General features: G+C 72.7%; 17 protein-coding genes. 12 read left to right on the forward strand and 5 right to left on the reverse strand.

From position 1 onward, the window contains the following. Nucleotides 1-23: 23 nt before the first annotated feature. Both MUB56_RS07255 and trpS read right to left on the reverse strand, forming a co-directional pair. The gene (locus MUB56_RS07255) at nt 24-449 is read right to left on the reverse strand and encodes a hypothetical protein (protein WP_244931234.1); all 426 of its coding nucleotides are present in this window, start codon (nt 447-449) and stop codon (nt 24-26) included. A gap of 73 nt (nt 450-522) precedes the next feature. Continuing rightward, entirely contained in the window at nt 523-1,485 is a 963-nt protein-coding gene (gene trpS / locus MUB56_RS07260; RefSeq protein ID WP_244931235.1) for a tryptophan--tRNA ligase, read from the reverse strand. A gap of 188 nt (nt 1,486-1,673) precedes the next feature. Here trpS and MUB56_RS07265 point away from each other — a divergent pair, with 188 nt between their 5' ends. The 5 genes from MUB56_RS07265 to MUB56_RS07285 all read left to right on the forward strand — a co-directional run bounded on the left by MUB56_RS07265 (nt 1,674) and on the right by MUB56_RS07285 (nt 5,712). Then, nucleotides 1,674-2,861, forward strand: coding sequence for an acetoin utilization protein AcuC (locus MUB56_RS07265; RefSeq protein WP_244931236.1), 1,188 nt, complete (start codon nt 1,674-1,676; stop codon nt 2,859-2,861). A 167-nt stretch (nt 2,862-3,028) separates the two neighbouring features. Next, nucleotides 3,029-3,235 (forward strand): helix-turn-helix domain-containing protein, encoded by a 207-nt coding sequence (locus tag MUB56_RS07270; RefSeq protein ID WP_244931237.1) that lies wholly within the window; start codon nt 3,029-3,031, stop codon nt 3,233-3,235. A 114-nt stretch (nt 3,236-3,349) separates the two neighbouring features. Further along, entirely contained in the window at nt 3,350-3,451 is a 102-nt protein-coding gene (locus MUB56_RS07275) for an AURKAIP1/COX24 domain-containing protein (RefSeq protein WP_008356322.1), read from the forward strand. Nucleotides 3,452-3,479: 28 nt separating this feature from the next. Continuing rightward, nucleotides 3,480-4,526 carry an NAD-dependent epimerase/dehydratase family protein gene (locus tag MUB56_RS07280; protein ID WP_244931238.1) on the forward strand — a complete coding sequence of 349 codons (1,047 nt, stop codon included), beginning with the start codon at nt 3,480-3,482 and terminating at the stop codon, nt 4,524-4,526. Beyond that, the gene (locus MUB56_RS07285) at nt 4,519-5,712 is read left to right on the forward strand and encodes a lysophospholipid acyltransferase family protein (RefSeq protein WP_244931239.1); all 1,194 of its coding nucleotides are present in this window, start codon (nt 4,519-4,521) and stop codon (nt 5,710-5,712) included. Before MUB56_RS07280 ends, MUB56_RS07285 begins: the two co-directional genes overlap by 8 nt. Nucleotides 5,713-5,730: 18 nt before the next feature. On the opposite strand, the gene MUB56_RS07290 is transcribed toward MUB56_RS07285, so the two are convergent. The 3 genes from MUB56_RS07290 to MUB56_RS07300 all read right to left on the reverse strand — a co-directional run bounded on the left by MUB56_RS07290 (nt 5,731) and on the right by MUB56_RS07300 (nt 8,873). Continuing rightward, nucleotides 5,731-6,981, reverse strand: a complete 1,251-nt coding sequence (locus MUB56_RS07290) for a DUF5667 domain-containing protein (RefSeq protein ID WP_244931240.1) — start codon at nt 6,979-6,981, stop codon at nt 5,731-5,733. Between the two features lie 133 nt (nt 6,982-7,114). After that, a complete protein-coding gene (locus MUB56_RS07295; protein WP_244931241.1) occupies nt 7,115-7,876 on the reverse strand; it encodes a sigma-70 family RNA polymerase sigma factor in 762 nt (253 codons plus the stop codon). Nucleotides 7,877-7,982: 106 nt separating this feature from the next. Beyond that, nucleotides 7,983-8,873, reverse strand: a complete 891-nt coding sequence (locus MUB56_RS07300; protein ID WP_244931242.1) for an HAD-IB family hydrolase — start codon at nt 8,871-8,873, stop codon at nt 7,983-7,985. 76 nt (nt 8,874-8,949) lie between these two features. Here MUB56_RS07300 and MUB56_RS07305 point away from each other — a divergent pair, with 76 nt between their 5' ends. The 7 genes from MUB56_RS07305 (at nt 8,950) to hemB (ending at nt 16,629) form a co-directional block, all read left to right on the forward strand. Next, nucleotides 8,950-10,593, forward strand: coding sequence for an AMP-binding protein (locus MUB56_RS07305; protein WP_244931243.1), 1,644 nt, complete (start codon nt 8,950-8,952; stop codon nt 10,591-10,593). Continuing rightward, nucleotides 10,590-10,829: a glutaredoxin family protein gene (locus MUB56_RS07310; protein WP_244931244.1), complete on the forward strand. Its 240-nt coding sequence runs from the start codon at nt 10,590-10,592 to the stop codon at nt 10,827-10,829. The genes MUB56_RS07305 and MUB56_RS07310 overlap by 4 nt, the downstream gene beginning before the upstream one ends. 188 nt (nt 10,830-11,017) lie before the next feature. Further along, the gene (locus tag MUB56_RS07315; RefSeq protein WP_244931245.1) at nt 11,018-11,713 is read left to right on the forward strand and encodes a redox-sensing transcriptional repressor Rex; all 696 of its coding nucleotides are present in this window, start codon (nt 11,018-11,020) and stop codon (nt 11,711-11,713) included. Beyond that, complete coding sequence (locus tag MUB56_RS07320) at nt 11,710-13,002, forward strand: glutamyl-tRNA reductase (RefSeq protein WP_244931246.1); 1,293 nt, start codon at nt 11,710-11,712, stop codon at nt 13,000-13,002. Before MUB56_RS07315 ends, MUB56_RS07320 begins: the two co-directional genes overlap by 4 nt. Next, the gene (gene hemC, locus MUB56_RS07325; RefSeq protein WP_244931247.1) at nt 12,999-13,976 is read left to right on the forward strand and encodes a hydroxymethylbilane synthase; all 978 of its coding nucleotides are present in this window, start codon (nt 12,999-13,001) and stop codon (nt 13,974-13,976) included. The genes MUB56_RS07320 and hemC overlap by 4 nt, the downstream gene beginning before the upstream one ends. Continuing rightward, a complete protein-coding gene (locus MUB56_RS07330; RefSeq protein WP_244931248.1) occupies nt 13,973-15,631 on the forward strand; it encodes a uroporphyrinogen-III synthase in 1,659 nt (552 codons plus the stop codon). Before hemC ends, MUB56_RS07330 begins: the two co-directional genes overlap by 4 nt. After that, complete coding sequence (hemB, locus tag MUB56_RS07335) at nt 15,628-16,629, forward strand: porphobilinogen synthase (protein ID WP_244931249.1); 1,002 nt, start codon at nt 15,628-15,630, stop codon at nt 16,627-16,629. The genes MUB56_RS07330 and hemB overlap by 4 nt, the downstream gene beginning before the upstream one ends.

Below are 16,629 nucleotides of genomic sequence, written 5' to 3' on the forward strand. Positions count from 1 at the left end.
AAGGGCCGGGTCGTGGAGCACGATCAGCGCCCGGGTGCCGGGTACGGCGCCGCGTACGGCGGCATCTGGTTCGGCGGCGGGACCGGGGCCCTGCGGAGCGTCTCCATCCGGCTGCGGCGGCGGATCGCGTTGAAGACGTAGACGTTGAAGAAGTGCAGGACGCCGAGGACCAGGGTGACGACTCCGACCTTCACGCTCAGCTGCTCGAAGACCCCGGCGGCGTCCGGGACGGCCGTGCCGATGCGCAGGTAGAGGCTGACGAAGCCCAGGTTGAGCAGGTAGAAGCCGACCACCAGCAGCGTGTTGACGGCCTCGGCGAGCCGGTCGTTCCCGGCGAAGACGTCTTCGAGGAAGACCTTGCCGTTGCGCGACAGAGTGGTCGCCACCCAGATCGTCAGCGGCACGGTCACCAGCAGGTAGACGACGTAGGTCCAGACGGTCCAGCTCATCTCGATCTCCTTTGTTGAACGCGTTCAGAGCGCGTGGTGACCTCACTGTAGCGCAAAACTGAACGCGTTCAACTCACAGTCCGATGGCGGCCTCGGCGGCGGCGAGCACCGGTGCCGCCAGCTCCCGGGCCCGCGCCGCGCCGGTGGCGTAGACCTGCGAGACGTACGCCGCGTCGGCCGCGAGGTCGGCGTACCGCTGCTGCAGCGGCTCCAGCTCGGCCACCACCGCGTCGGTCACGGCCTTCTTCAGAGCGCCGTACGTCGTGAGTCCCGCGGTCGAGCCGCCGCACGCGAGCAGGATCTCGACCAGGTTGGTCACGCCCGGCTTCCGGTCCTGGTCGATCCGCACGGCCTCGGAGCCGGTGTCGGAGTCGGTCACCGCCCGCGACACCTTGCGACGTACGACGTCGGGGGAGTCGAGCAGCTGGATCACCCCGGCGGTGTCGGCGGCCGACTTGCCCATCTTCGACGTCGGGTCCTGCAGGTCCATCACCCGCGCGCCGGCGGCCGGCGTGACGATCTCGGGGATGGTGAAGACCTCGCCGTACATCCGGTTGAAGCGGAGCGCGAGGTCACGCGTCAGCTCGACGTGCTGGCGCTGGTCATCGCCGACCGGCACCCGGGCCGGCCGGTAGAGCAGGATGTCGGCCGCCATCAGCGCGGGGTAGGTGTAGAGCGACGCCCGGGTGGACCCGACGCCCCGACCCTTCTCCTTGAACTGGATCATCCGGTTCAGCTCGCCCGTCGTGGTCACGCACTCGAGCAGGTAGGCGAGCTGGGCGTGGGCCGGGACCCGGCTCTGCACGAAGAGCGTGCTCCGGTCGAGGCCGGCCGCGAGCAGCAGCGTCGCCAGCTCCGCGGTCCGGGCCCGCAGGACGACGGGGTCGTGGGTGATCGTCATCGCGTGCAGGTCGGCGACGCCGTACACGCAGTCGGCGTCGTCCTGGGCGGCCGCCATCGGGCGGAGCGCGCCCAGCAGGTTGCCGAGGGTCAGGTGGCCGCTGGGCTTGAGGAGGGAGAGGTGGCGAGAGGTCATGGTGGAGCTCCTGGGGTGAGGGCCCACGGGAGCGCCGAGAAATCGACAACGGCCGCCCGTGGGCGGCCGTGGGTGAAGTGTGTGCTTCAACGTGGTCCGCCGTCAGGCGGGCCACCACTGCGGGGAGGGTGTGGTCGAGAGCACGCTCTGATCATGGCACGGCGGGCGATGACGGGTAGCGTCGCCACATGCCCGCCTGCGAGGGACCGGCCACGGTCGTCTTCGACTCGTCGCTGACCGAGTACAACTTCGGCCCCGCCCATCCGATGTCCCCGTTGCGGGTCGACCTGACGATGCGCCTGGCCACCGAGCTCGGCGTCGTGGGTGCCGGCGCCCTGCGGACGGTGCCCGCGCCGATCGCCGACGCCGACCTGCTGGCGACGGTCCACGACCCCGCCATGATCGAGGCCGTGATGCGGGCCGGCTCCACCGTCGCGCCCGACGAGGCGTTCGGCCTCGGGACCGACGACAACCCCGTCTTCGCCGGCATGCACGACGCCGCGTCCCACGTGGTCGGCGCCACCGTCGAGGCGTTCCGCCAGGTCTGGAGCGGCGAGGCGCTGCACTCCGCCAGCATCTGCGGCGGGCTCCACCATGCGATGCCCGAGCGGGCGAGCGGCTTCTGCATCTACAACGACGTCGCCGTCGGCATCAGGAGCCTTCTCGATCAGGGTGCGCAGCGGGTGGCGTACGTCGACGTCGACGTGCACCACGGCGACGGGGTGGAGAAGATCTTCTGGGACGACCCCCGGGTGCTGACCATCTCCCTGCACGAGACCGGCCAGATGCTCTTCCCCGGCACCGGCTTCGCCCACGACATCGGCGGCCCGGCCACCCAGGGCAGCGCGGTGAACGTCGCGCTGCCCCCCGGGACCGGCGACGGTGGCTGGCTGCGGGCCTTCCATGCGGTCGTGCCCGAGCTGCTGCGGGAGTTCAAGCCCGAGGTGCTGGTCACCCAGCACGGGTGCGACTCGCACGCCGAGGACCCGCTGGCCCACCTGATGCTCACCGTCGACGGGCAGCGGGCGGCGTACCTGGCCCTGCACGATCTCGCTCACGAGGTCGCCGGCGGCCGGTGGGTCGTCACCGGCGGGGGCGGCTACGCCCTGGTCGAGGTGGTCCCCCGGGCGTGGACGCACCTGCTCGGCATCGTGGGCGGGCGCCCCGTCGACCCGATGACCGAGACGCCCGGCGGCTGGCGGGAGTACGTCGACGAGTACCTCGGCCGCACTGCGCCGTACCGCCTCACCGACGGGCGCACCCCGGCCTACCGCGACTGGCGCGAGGGCTACGACCCCGACACCTGGCTGGACCGGGCGGTGCACGCCACCCGGATGGAGGTGTTCCCGCTGCACGGGCTGGACCCGATGCCGTGACTCCCACAAGTAGGTTCTGCAAGTCAACACGCCGTAGACCACTGGTGTTTCTTCCGTTCACCTCTTCCCCATGAGTCACACCAGGCCCTATTCTCACGAATGCGCTGCCCGTGTGATCACCGGTGGGGAAGCTGGTGGCGGGCGCAAAGAAAGTGGGCTGATGCACGATGGCTCCCAACTCCTCCGGTGATATCTCCGAAGCGAGGTTCCTGACGGTCGCTGAGGTCGCGTCGATGATGCGGGTCTCGAAGATGACGGTCTACCGCCTGGTCCACAGCGGTGAGCTGCCCGCTGTCCGGGTCGGCCGCTCGTTCCGCGTCCGCGAGGAGGACGCGAACGAGTACCTCCGCAAGAGCTTCTACGACGCCGGCTGAGCTCCCACGTCCGGCCTGCGGGCCGCGATTCTGCCTGCCACCGTGCGGCGGATAGGCTGTCCGGGTCCTCCGGTGTCTCCGCGGGACCGCCTCACAGCTGTTGAAAGGTTTCCCGTGGGTTCTGTCATCAAGAAGCGGCGCAAGCGTATGGCCAAGAAGAAGCACCGCAAGCTGCTGAAGAAGACGCGCGTTCAGCGCCGCAAGCTCGGCAAGTAAGCCACACCTCCCGGGTCGAGGGGTCGCCATGGGCAGCGCCGGCTTGGTCGTCCTGGTCACGGGCGTGTCCCGCGACCTGGGACGCAAGTTCGCGCGGTCCGTCGCTGCCGATCCTGCAGTCGACCGGGTGATCGGAGTCGACGTCGTCCCCCCGCGGGGCGACCTCGGCGACGTCTCGTTCGTCCGTGCAGACATCCGTAACCCGGTGATCGCCAAGGTGATCGCCAAGGAGGACGTCGACACGGTCGTCCACATGAGCGTGATCTCGACGCCGGCCAGTGCCGGCGGGCGCAACTCGATGAAAGAGCTGAACGTCATCGGGACGATGCAGCTGCTGGCCGCGTGCCAGCAGGCTCCGGGACTGCGCAACCTCGTGGTCAAGTCGACGACCACGATGTACGGCGCGAGCAGCCGCGACCCGGCGATGTTCACCGAGGACATGGAGCCCCGGCGCGCGCCGAGCGCGGGCTATGCCAAGGACGTCGCCGAGATCGAGGGCTACGTCCGCGGCTTCGCGCGGCGCCGCTCCGACGTCCGCGTGGCGACGATCCGTGCGGCGAACGTCGTCGGGCCCCACGTCTCGAGCCCGATCACGTCGTACTTCCGGCTGCCGCTGATCCCGACCGTCGTCGGGCACGACGCCCGCCTGCAGTTCCTGCACGAGCGGGACCTGATGGAGGTGCTCCGGCACGCCGTCACCAGTGACGTCGCCGGCACCTTCAACGTGGCGGGCGACGGGATCCTGATGCTGTCGCAGGCCGTACGCCGGCTGCAGCGACCGAGCGTGCCGATGCCGGGCTTCCTCGTCGGCAACGTCGGGTCGACCCTGCGCTCGGCGCGGGTCGCCGACTTCTCGCCCGAGCAGCTCGCGTTCCTCACCTACGGGCGCGGCGTCGACACGACCCGGATGCGCGAGGTGCTCGGCTTCGAGCCGGAGTTCACCACCGCCGAGGCGTTCGCGGACTTCGCCTCCACCCTGGCACCGACCGGCGGGCACGCCGACCGGGTGCTGGCCGGGATCCAGCGCCAGCTCACCACCGTGCGATCGGTTACCTCGGGAGGCGACCATGGGTGACGCCGAGATTATCCCCATCGGGACCCGCGGCCGGCCCGGCCGCGGCACCGGGAAGCAGCCGTCCTCCGCCGCCCGTGACCTCGCCGGCGCCTCGAAGGGTGCCGCGAAGGGCGCCAAGGCCCAGCCCGTCGGGGCCCGGCCCTCGCGGCCGCGGCCGACGCCCCGCAAGGCGGTCCGCGCGGCCCCCGAGCCGACGGTCGCAGAGACCCCGGCCGAGGGCCTGACCGAGGGTTCGGCCGGGGAGGGCGTGCTCCGCGCACCGATCAGGACGGCGGCCCGCGGCCCGCTGGCGGGCATCCCCGCCGCCGACTGGCTCGCCGCCTTCCGGCACGCCGCCGTGGAGGTGTTCGGCGAGCACTGGGAGCCCCAGCTCGCCCGCTTCCTCGCCTTCCTGCGCCGACGGCTGACCGGCGACTACGCGGTCGACGAGTACGGCTTCGACCAGGAGATCACCGAGCAGTTCTTCATGGCCGCCCTCCGCCCGATCGCCGAGCGCTGGTTCCGCATCGAGGTCCGCGGCGTTGAGAACATCCCGACCGAGGGCGGCGCGCTCGTCGTGTCCAACCACTCCGGCACGGTGCCCATGGACGGGCTGATGACGATGGTGTCGGTCCACGACCACACCGGTCGCTTCCTGCGGCCGCTGGGCGCCGACCTGCTCTTCCGGCTGCCGGTCTTCTCCGCCCTCGCCCGCAAGGGCGGCGCCACGCTGGCCTGCTCCGAGGATGCCGAGCGGATGCTCAGCGGCGGCGAGCTGGTGGGGGTCTGGCCCGAGGGCTTCAAGGGCATCGGGAAGCCCTACTCCGACCGCTACAAGCTGCAGCGCTTCGGACGCGGCGGGTTCGTGTCGGCGGCGTTGCGCACCGGGGTCCCGATCGTCCCGCTCTCTGTGGTCGGCGCCGAGGAGATCTACCCCCTGGTCGGCAACGTGCCCGCGCTCGCCCGGCTGCTGGGCGTCCCCTACATCCCGATCACGCCGCTCTTCCCGCTGCTCGGCCCGCTGGGACTGGTGCCGCTCCCGTCGAAGTGGCTGCTGGAGTTCGGTGAGCCGATCCGCACCGACGAGTACGACCGCGGCGCCGCCGACGACCCGATGCTGGTCTTCAACGTGACCGACCAGGTGCGCGAGACGATCCAGCAGACGCTCTACTCGCTGTTGATGAAGCGGGAGTCGGTCTTCCGCTGAGCCGGATCAGGGCCGGGATCAGGGCTTGGGCGTCGGCTGGAGCGGCTTGGTGATGCCGTCGAGTACGCCGCCCACGGTCTCGCCGACGCCCTGGAGGACGTCGCCGACGATCGGGAGCTGAGGCTGCTCGGTGGGGGTCGAGCCGCCGCCGTTGCCGAGCAGGCCGTTGACGAGGTCGTCGACCGCGTTCTTCCCGGGCTTCGTCGGGGACCCGGAGCCACCCGACCCGCCGCCACCCGACCCGCCGCCACCCGCGGCGCCGCCGGTCGGCACCGGGAGGGAGGGGACCCCCGCGGGGGGCGCCGTCGGCGGCTTCCCGACCGCCGGACCGGGCTTCCCGCCGAGGTCGCCGCCACCGGACTTGCCGGTGCCGGGCTTCGGGTCGGGGGCCGTGCCTCCGGTCGACCCGATCAGGTCGGTGAGGCTGGAGGTGGCGAGCTGGTCGGCACTGGCCAGCATCCACTGCGGCAGGGTGGTCAGCACGTTGGTGCAGGTCGGGCAGGCCTGCTGGACGGCGGCCTCGATCGCGGCCAGCACGTTGCCGACCGGCACCAGGGCGGCGCGCACCTCGTCGGAGACGCTGGCGGCGAGCTGGTTGAGGGACTCGAAGCTGCGGTCGGTGAAGTCCTGCAGCTCGGCGAGCGCCGCGTCGTCACCATCCGCCTCGTAGGCGCCGAGCAGCAGGTCGCTGGCCTCGGTGGCCTGGGAGCTGAAGGTCGCGAGGGTCTCCTCGACCCGGGCCACGTCGACCTGCTCGGCCTCCGCGGCGCGGGTGAGCCGGTCGACCTCCTCGAGCCGGTCGCTGGCGTTGGCGAGCAGCGTCGACCCCTTCCGCTCGTCATCGACGCTGAGCCCGGTGTGGGCGTTCTCGATGGCCCGCTTGAGCGGGTAGAGCACGTCGCCCGGCAGGGCGGACTGGGCGGCGACCGCCATCGACGTGGTGGCGCCGACGATCGCGAAACCGCCGATGGCGACGGCCAGCCGACGCTCGCGCGGCGAGCGGCGGGCGACGGTGAGCCGGTCCTGAACGGCGGTGCCGGGCGCCCGGTCGGTGGGCGCGGTCGCGAGCTCGGTCTCGGCGGCCGCCATCAGCCGCTCGCGGAGGTCGGCGACGAACGCGGGCCGGGGCTCGACGGGAGCCGACTCCCGCAGCGAACCGACCAGCTCGAGCAGCTCGGCGTGCCGGGTGGCGTCGGCCTCGCTGGTCGAGGTGCCCTCGACCAGGGAGTCGAACTCCTCGGCGCGCCGGCGCGCGAACACGCGGATCATGGGTTCCGTCCTGAGGTCTCGTCGCGGTCCGGGTGCGCGGTGTCGTACCCGGACGACCGGCTCAACGACGGGCGGACGGCGGAGGTTATGGCGGAGGGTGCAGCCGTGACCATCGTCTCCCAGTGCGGGTCCATCAGCCTCGGATCCCTTCCGGCATCAGCTTCGCGAGGTTGCGGACCCCGCGCAGCTGGAGCTGCTTGATCGCCCCGTCGCTGCGGCCGAGCACGGCAGCGGTCTCGGCGATGCTCATGCCCTGCAGGAACCGCATGACCAGGCAGTCCCGCTGCTCGGCGGGGAGCTCGGTGAGCGCCCGCAGCAGGATCTCGTTGGTGAGGCCGGCGAGGACCGCGTCCTCCGGACCCTCCGTGGCGTCGTCGTGCTTCCCCATGTCCTCGGTGGCCAGCTCCAACCGGGTGCGGCCGGCCTTGAAGTGGTCGGTCGCCAGGTTGCGGGCGATGGTCATCAGCCAGGCGCCGAAGTCCTTGCCCTGCCACCGGAAGCCGGTCATGCTCCGCAGCGCCCGGAAGAAGGTCTCCGAGGTGAGGTCCTCGGCCAGCGTGCTGGACCGGGTGCGGTAGAAGAGGAAGCGGTAGACCGAGCCTTGGTAGTGGTCGTAGAGCAGTCCGAACGCCTCGGCGTCGCCCTGACGAGCGAGCTCGACGAGGGCGATCAGCCGGGTCCGCTCGGCCTCGGAGTCCTCCGAGGACGCGGCCAGGTCGGAGTCGTCGTACGACGGGTCGGGGCCACCGGTGCCCGCGCCGCCCTCGCCGGCCAGTGCCTCGGCGAGCAGGAGACCGGGGCCGCCAGGGACGAGAGGGACGGGGAGCAGCAGTCGCGCGACCTCGCCGCGCAGGGCGTCGAGCCCCCGCGCGAGGTCACCACCGTCCCACGGCATCTGGTCGATCCCCTCCCGAGTCCCCCGTCGAAGCCTCGCTCACCTTACGCAGGAGAGTCCGGCATGTGAACGAAAGTGACCGCAAAATCGCAGGTGGGAGCGGGAGTCAGTGCCCCTTGGGCCGCCTGCGCAGGGCGACGCCCGCGGCGACCGCGCCGGTGGCGGCGCCCGTCACCGCACCCACCAGCAGGCCGGCCCGGGCCGCCTTGCGGCCGGTGCGGTAGTCGCGCACCCGCCAGCCGTGCTCGCGGGCATGGGCGCGCAGCCGCGCGTCGGGATTGATGGCGCACGGGTCGCCGACCAGCGAGAGCATCGGCAGGTCGTTGTGGGAGTCGGAGTACGCCGAGCAGGCCGCGAGCTCGAGTCCCTCGCGGACGGCCAGCGCTCGCACCGCCTCGGCCTTGGCGGGGCCGTGCAGCATGTCGCCGACGAGCCGGCCGGTGTAGACGCCGCCGTCGTGCTCGGCGACGGTGCCCATCGCCCCGGTCAGCCCGAGCCGCCGCGCGATGATCTGGGCGATCTCGATCGGTGCCGCGGTCACCAGCCAGACCCGCTGCCCCTGGTCGAGGTGCATCTGGGCCAGCGCGCGGGTGCCGGGCCAGATCCGGTGGGCCATCGCCTCGTCGAAGATCTCCTCGCCCAGCTCCTCGAGCTCGGTGACGGTGTGGCCGGCGATGAACGACAGGGCGGAGTTGCGCGCGTCGGCGACGTGCTCAGGGTCCTCGACGCCGACGACCCGGAAGTACGCCTGCTTCCAGGCGGCCCCCGCGATCTCGCGGGTGGTGAAGAACTTCCGGCGGTGCAGCCCCCGGGCGAGGTGGAAGATGCTCGCGCCCTGCATGACGGTGTTGTCGACGTCGAAGAAGGCGGCCGAGGCGAGGTCGGCCGGCGTGTTCAGTGCGTTCTCGACCTCGGCGGCCGCTGCCGCGGCCTCGCCGGCCAGCGCGGACCGCTGTCGGAGGTCGGGGAGGCTGCGCCGTACGGCGGGCGGGGTCACTCGGTCAGGGTAGAGCCCCGCCGGGCGTCTCGGAGAGACCGCCGCGTGGGCCCGCCGGGTATGGAAGTATCCGTCCATGCCTGCCTCCGCCGAGGTTCCCGACGTCCGCGACGTGGCCGACCTGGTCGCCGCTGCCGCCGTGGAGAGCCCCGACAAGCTCGCGGTCGTCGAGGCCGGCGGCCGCAGCATGACCTGGGCCCAGCTCGACGACGAGGTGGGTCGGCTCGCGACCGGCCTGGGAGCCGCGGGGATCGTCGCCGGTCACCGGGTGATGCTGGTGCTGGGCAACCGGCTGGAGTTCGTCGCGACGTACCTCGCCGTCCTGCGCGCACAGGCGGTCGCCGTACCGGTGAACCCGCTCGCGACCCCGGGTGAGCTGGCCCGGATGCTCGCCGACTCCGGCGCCAAGGTGGTCCTGGCCGACGGTGACTCGGTGCGCAGCGTCCGAGCGGGCGTCGCGGAGCTCGCCCGGGCACTCGACGAGCACGCCCACGGACGCGAGCCCGGCATCGACCCCGAGCTGCTCACCCGCGCCGGCACCCCGCGGGTCGTGGTCGTCGGCAGCACGCTGCTGCCGGGGGAGCGCTCCTACGACCACCTGCGCGCGGACCGGGCCCGCTTCGTCCCGCCGCTCCAGGATCCGGAGAAGCTCGCCTGCCTCCTCTATACGAGCGGTACGTCGGGCCGGCCCCGCGCGGCGATGCTCACCCACCGGGCCCTGCTGGCCAATATCGAGCAGGTCGCCGTCGTGGAGCCGCCGATGATGCACGGGAACGACGTCGTCCTCGGGGTGCTCCCGCTCTTCCACGTCTACGGCCTCAACGCCGTGCTCGGCGGCGTGCTCCGGCACCGCGCCAAGCTGGTCCTGGTCGAGCGGTTCGACCCCCAGGGCACCCTCGACATCATCGACGACGAGGCCTGCAGCGTGATCCCGGTCGCGCCGCCCGTCTTCGCCTACTGGCGCGGTGAGGACCAGCTGGCCGAGCGCCTCGGCCCGGTCCGGCTCGTGCTGTCCGGCTCGGCGCCGCTCGCGCCGGAGCTGGTCGAGGAGTTCGTGGCGCGCACCGGCATCCCGGTGCACCAGGGCTACGGCCTGACCGAGGCCTCGCCCGTGGTCACCAGCACCCTGTGCAGCACCCGGCCCCCGGCGCTCAGCTCGGTGGGTGCGGCCCTGCCGGGCATCGGCCTGCGCCTCGTGGACGAGACCGGACGGGCGCCCGAGGGGGAGGACCCGGGCGAGATCCAGGTACGCGGCGCCAACCTGTTCAGCGGCTACTGGCCCGACGGCGCGGACGGTCCCGACGCCGACGGCTGGTGGTCGACCGGCGACGTGGGGTTCCTCGACGCCGACGGCGACCTCACCCTGGTCGACCGGCTCAAGGAGATGGTCATCGTCTCCGGCTTCAACGTCTATCCCGTCGAGGTCGAGGAGGTGATCCGCGAGCTCGACCAGGTGACGGAGGTCGCGGTCATCGGCGTCGCCGACGAGGAGACCGGCGAGTCGGTCGTGGCGTACGTCGTGGCGCCCGGCGCCGACCCGGCCGCGATCGAGGTCGCCGTCCGGGACCACTGCGCGGTCCGGCTGGCCCGCTTCAAGCGGCCCCGGCGCATCGAGGTGGTCGACGAGCTCCCGCTCACGGTGACCGGCAAGGTGCAGAAGGGCCGGCTGCGCGGCATCGAGCGCCGCCGCGCCCTCGGCCTGCTGGAGGAGGCGCCGTGACCGCCCGGGTCACCCTGTACGCCAAGCCCGGGTGCCACCTCTGCGACGACGCCCGCGTGGTGATCGAGCGGGTCTGCGCCGACCTCGGCGAGCAGTACGACGAGATCTCCATCCTCGACGACCCCGCCCTGCTGGAGCGGTACGGCGAGGAGATCCCGGTGACCCTCGTCGACGGGCGCCAGCACGACTTCTGGCGGGTCGACGAGGCGCGGCTGCGGGCGGCGCTCGCGCGCTGAGTCCGGCCGACCCCCTCTGGCCGTGGGACATGTCACATGTGCTAGGCCCGGGCCGCGGACGGCGGTTCCGCCGGTTTGTTCTCCCGTTCACAAACTCCTACAGTGAGCGAGCCGTCGGACGAATCCGGGCTGCGCAGGCCCCCATCCGCGGCAGCTACTTGCCCTCGTGGCATGGAGAGAAGCAGAACGTGACCGCACGGACGCCCAGCGAGACCGCCCGGGACATTCCCGAGGCCACCGTCGCGCGGTTGCCGGTGTACCTCCGGGCCCTCACCTCCCTCCTGGAGGCCGGCACGTCGACCTGCTCGAGCGAGCTGCTCGCGACGTCGGCGGGGGTGAACAGCGCGATGCTGCGCAAGGATCTCTCCTACCTCGGCAGCTACGGCACCCGCGGGGTCGGGTACGACGTCGACTACCTGCGCTACCAGATCGCCCGCGAGATCGGGGTGACCCAGGACTGGCCGGTCGTGATCGTCGGGATCGGCAACCTCGGGCACGCGCTGGCCAACTACTCGGGCTTCCGCAGCCGCGGGTTCCGCACGGTGGCGCTGCTCGACGCCGACCTGACGCGGACCGGCGAGACGGTCGCGGGCATCGACGTACGCCCCTTCGACCACCTGGAGGGCATCGTCGCCGAGCACGGGGTCGCGATCGGCGTCATCGCGACGCCGGCAGTGGCCGCCCAGGCGGTGGCCGACCGGATGGTGGCGGCCGGGATCAGCAGCATCCTGAACTTCGCGGCGACCGTGCTCAGCGTCCCGGCGGGCGTCGACGTCCGCAAGGTCGACCTCTCCATCGAGCTGCAGATCCTCGCGTACCACGAGCAACGCAAGGGCCATGACCATGCAGCCCACGCGGCCCAGGTGCAGGAGGAGACAGCATGAGCGTCCTCGTGGTGGGCATCTCCCACAACTCCGCCCCGGTCTCGCTCCTCGAGTCCGTCGCGCTCGGCCCCGACGGCGCGCCGAAGCTGATCCACGCCGTGGCCGCCTGCGAGCACGTCACCGAGGCGACCGTCATCTCGACCTGCAACCGGCTCGAGATCTACGCCGACGTGGACCGCTTCCACGGCTCCGTGGAGGAGCTCTCGCGGCTGCTCGTGGACCGGGCCGGCCGCTCGACCGAGACGCTGCTCCCGCACCTCTACGTGCACTACGACGACGGTGCGGTCTCGCACCTGTTCCAGGTGGCCGCCGGGCTCGACTCGATGGCGGTCGGCGAGGGCCAGATCCTGGGCCAGACGCGCGAGGCGCTGCGGCTGGGCCAGGAGCTCGGCACCGTTGGGCCGTCCCTCAACGTGCTGTTCCAGCAGGCGCTGCGGGTCGGCAAGCGCTCGCGGGCGGAGACCGACATCGACCGCGCCGCACCGTCGCTGGTGAGCGCGGCGCTGCAGCGCTCGGAGCTCGCCACCGGCGGGCTCGCCGGCAGCCGGGTGCTCGTCGTCGGCGCCGGCGCGATGGCCGGCCTGGCCACCGCGACCGTGTCGCGGCTCGGGGCCACGGAGATCGTGGTGGCCAACCGCAGCCGGGAGCGGGCCGACCGGCTCGCCCGGGAGTACGACGCCCGCTCCGCGCCCCTGTCCGAGCTGGAGCTCCAGCTCGGCGAGGCCGACCTGGTGCTGAGCTGCACCGGTTCCAGCGGGCTGCAGATCACCCGCGACATGGTGGCGCGCTCGCGCCCCGACGGCCGACCGGTCGTCCTGATCGACCTGGCCCTGCCCCACGACGTGGACACGGCCGTGACCGAGCTTCCGGGGGTCACCCTGATCGGCCTGGCCGAGCTCGCCGACGACCTGCACGCCTCCGACGCGGGGCGCGAGGTCGTCGAGGTGCGCCGCATCGTCGGCCAGGAGGTGTCCGCATTCCTCTCGGCCCGCCGCCAGGCGAGCGTCACGCCGACCGTGGTGGCGCTGCGCACGATGGCCACCGGCGTGGTCGACGCCGAGATGGACCGTCTGGTCGGCCGGCTGCCCGACCTCGACGACGCCACCCGTGCGGAGGTCCTGCACACCGTGCGCCGGGTCGCCGACAAGCTCCTCCACGAGCCGACGGTGCGGGTCAAGGAGCTGGCCAACGAGGCCGGTGCGGTCTCCTACGCCGCAGCCCTCGCCGAGCTGTTCGCGCTCGACCCCGAGGCCGTCGACGCGATGACCCGTCCGGAGGGACTCCGATGAGCGCCGCGGCGGTCGTCCGGGTCGGCACCCGCGCCTCGCTGCTCGCCACCACCCAGGCCGGCACGGTGGCGGAGCTGATCCGCACCCGGCTGGGTCGCGAGGTCGAGCTGGTCGAGATCGTCACCGACGGCGACCGCAGCCAGGCGTCCGGGACGCCGCTGGCGCTGTCCGAAGGCGGAGCCGGCGGGGTCGGCGTCTTCGTCAACGCGCTCCGCGACGCCCTGCTGCGCGGCGAGATCGACGTCGCCGTCCACTCGCTGAAGGACCTGCCGACCTACCCCGCGGAGGGCATCGCGCTGGCCGCGATCCCCGGCCGCGAGGACCCGCGCGACGCCGTCGTCGCCCGCGACGGCCTGACGCTGGGCGAGCTCCCGGTGGGCTCGCGCATCGGCACCGGCTCGCCCCGGCGGGCCGCCCAGCTGCACGCCCTCGGCCTCGGTTTGGACGTCGTCGGAGTCCGTGGCAACGTCGACACCCGGATCGGCAAGGTCCGCTCGGGCGAGTACGACGCCGTCGTACTGGCCCGAGCCGGGCTGGCCCGGATCGGGCGGCTGGAGGAGGCGACGGAGGTGCTCGACCCGCTGCAGATGCTCCCGGCCCCCGGGCAGGGTGCGCTCGGGGTGGAGTGCCGCCGCGACGACGCCCTCGCCACCGAGCTGGCAGCCCTCGACGACCCGCACGCGCGGGCCGCCGTCGAGGCGGAACGAGCCGTCCTGGCCACCCTCGAGGGTGGCTGCTCGGCCCCGATCGGCGCCCTCGCAGAGGTCGCCGAGGGCGAGGACGGCGATGAGATCTGGGTGCGCGCGATCGCGCTCTCACCCGACGGGGGGCTCTCGGTGCGGTCGTCCGCGTCGGGCGACCCCGCCGACGCCGCAGGCGTCGGCAACCGGCTGGCGGCGGAGATGCTCGCCGATGGTGCCGGAGAGCTGGACACACGACAGCACGACGAGTCAGAACAGGTGCGCAACGCATGACCCGAGGCAAGACGACCAACGCCACTCCGACCCGTGGGTGGGTGTCCTTCGTGGGCAGCGGTCCCGGTGACCCGGAGCTGCTCACCGTCCGCGCCGTGGGCCTGATCGAACAGGCTGAGGTGATCGTCACCGAGGCACCCGAGCACGCCGCCCTGGTGCGCCACCTGCTCGGCCTCGCCGACCCGGCCGGCCTGCCGGAGGGCGAGCCGGTGCCCGGCCCCGAGCTGATCGACGGCGGCTTCGGCGAGGACGGCCAACCGCTCACCCACGCCGCCCGCGCCAAGGTCGTCGTCAAGCAGGCCAAGCGCGGTCTCCGCGTGGTCCGGCTGATGACCGGCGACCCGTTCGTCTACGCCTCGGGCCCCGAGGAGGCGCAGGCCTGCGCCAAGGCCGGCCTGGGCTTCGAGATCGTCCCCGGCATCTCCTCGGTCAGCGCGGTCCCGGCGTACGCCGGCATCCCGCTCACCACCAAGGACCACCGCGAGGTCGCCGTCGTGACCTGCGGCGAGAAGATCGACTGGAGCCAGTACGCCGACCGGCGCACCCTGGTGCTGCTGTCCGCGGTCGGCCAGATCGGCGAGGTCAGCAAGGCGCTGATCGCCGCCGGCCGCTCGGCGCGGACCCCGGTCGCGATGACCCGGGTCGGCACCACGACGACCCAGAGCACCGTCACCTCGACGCTGGAGCACATCGCCGCCGACGCCCGCGCGGCCCGGATGGCCCCCCCGGCGATCACCGTGATCGGCGACGTCGTCGACCTGCGCAACACGCTGTCCTGGTTCGAGACCAAGCCGCTGTTCGGCTGGCGGGTGCTGGTGCCGCGCACCAAGGACCAGGCCGGTCCGCTGGTGAACCGGCTCCGCGGCTACGGCGCCGTGCCCGACGAGGTGCCGACCATCTCCGTCGAGCCGCCGCGCAACCCGCAGCAGATGGACAAGGCCGTGCGCGGCCTGGTCGAGGGCCGCTACGAGTGGATCGCCTTCACCTCGGTCAACGCCGTGCGTGCGGTCCGCGAGAAGTTCGAGGAGTACGGCCTCGACGCCCGCGCCTTCTCGGGCCTCAAGATCGCCGCGGTCGGCGATAAGACCGCCCAGTCGATCGCCGACTGGGGCCTGCGCGCCGACCTGGTGCCCTCGGGCGAGCAGTCCGCGGCCGGCCTGCTGGCCGACTGGCCCGAGTACGACGAGGTCCTGGACCCGATCAACCGGGTCTTCCTGCCGCGGGCCGACATCGCCACCGAGACGCTGGTGGCCGGCCTGATCGACCTCGGCTGGGAGTGCGACGACGTCACCGCCTACCGCACCGTCCGGGCCACGCCGCCGCCGGCGCCGACCCGCGACGCGATCAAGACCGGCAAGTTCGACGCGGTCGTGTTCACCTCGTCCTCGACGGTGCGCAACCTGGTCGGCATCGCCGGCAAGCCGCACCCGTCGACGATCATCGCGGTGATCGGTCCCGCCACCGCCAAGACCGCCGAGGAGCACGGCCTGCGGGTCGACGTGCTGGCCCCCAAGCCGGACGTCGACGAGCTGGTCGACGCCCTCGCCGACTTCGGGGCCGCTCGCCGGGCCGCGATGGTGGAGGCCGGCCAGGAGGTCACCCGACCGTCCGAGCGCAAGCCGTCGGGCCGGCGGAAGACCACCACCGCACGATGAGCAGCTCGTCGCAGCCGCCGGTGGCCGGACCTGTCGTCCGGCCCCGGCGGCTGCGCACCACCCCGGCGCTGCGCCGGATGGTCGCGGAGACCTCCCTCGAGGCGCGCCAGCTGGTGCTGCCGCTGTTCGTCCGCGAGGGCATCGACACCCCGGTCCCGATCTCCTCGATGCCGGGCGTCGTCCAGCACACCCGGTCGTCCCTGCTCGCCGCGGTCGCCGAGGCCGCCGAGCTGGGCCTGGGCGGGGTGATGCTCTTCGGCATCCCCGCCGAGAAGGACGCCGTCGGCTCCGGCGCGATCGACCCGGCCGGCATCCTCAACCTCGCGATCGCCGACGTGGTCGCCGAGGTGGGCGACGCGCTGACGGTGATGAGCGACCTGTGCCTCGACGAGTTCACCGACCACGGGCACTGCGGCGTACTCACCGCCGACGGCCGGGTCGACAACGACCGCACCCTCGAGGTGTACGCCGAGATGGCCCGCGTCCAGGCCCACGCGGGCGTCGACATGGTCGGACCCAGCGGCATGATGGACGGCCAGGTCTCGGTGATCCGGACCGCCCTCGACGGCGCCGGCCACACCGACGTCTCGATCCTCGCCTACTCCGCGAAGTACGCCTCGGCCTTCTACGGCCCGTTCCGCGAGGCGGTCGACTCCTCGCTGCAGGGGGACCGCCGCACCTACCAGCAGGACGGCGGCAACGCCGTCGAGGGGGTGCGCGAGGCCCTGCTCGACGTGGAGCAGGGCGCCGACCTGGTGATGGTGAAGCCGGCGCTCGCCTACCTCGACGTCGTTCGCCGGGTGCGCGACGCCGTCGACGTCCCGGTGGCGGCGTACAACATCTCCGGCGAGTACTCCATGCTCGAGGCCGCGGCGGCGCACGGTTGGATCGACCGCGAGCCGGCGATCCTCGAGACGCTCACCTCGATCCGGCGCGCGGGCGCCGACGTGGTGCTGACCTACTGGGCGGCCGAAGCCGCCCGGCTGCTCGCGCGCTGA

Source organism: Nocardioides sp. W7 (genome assembly GCF_022919075.1).
In the GTDB taxonomy this organism is placed as follows: Bacteria; Actinomycetota; Actinomycetes; order Propionibacteriales; family Nocardioidaceae; genus Nocardioides.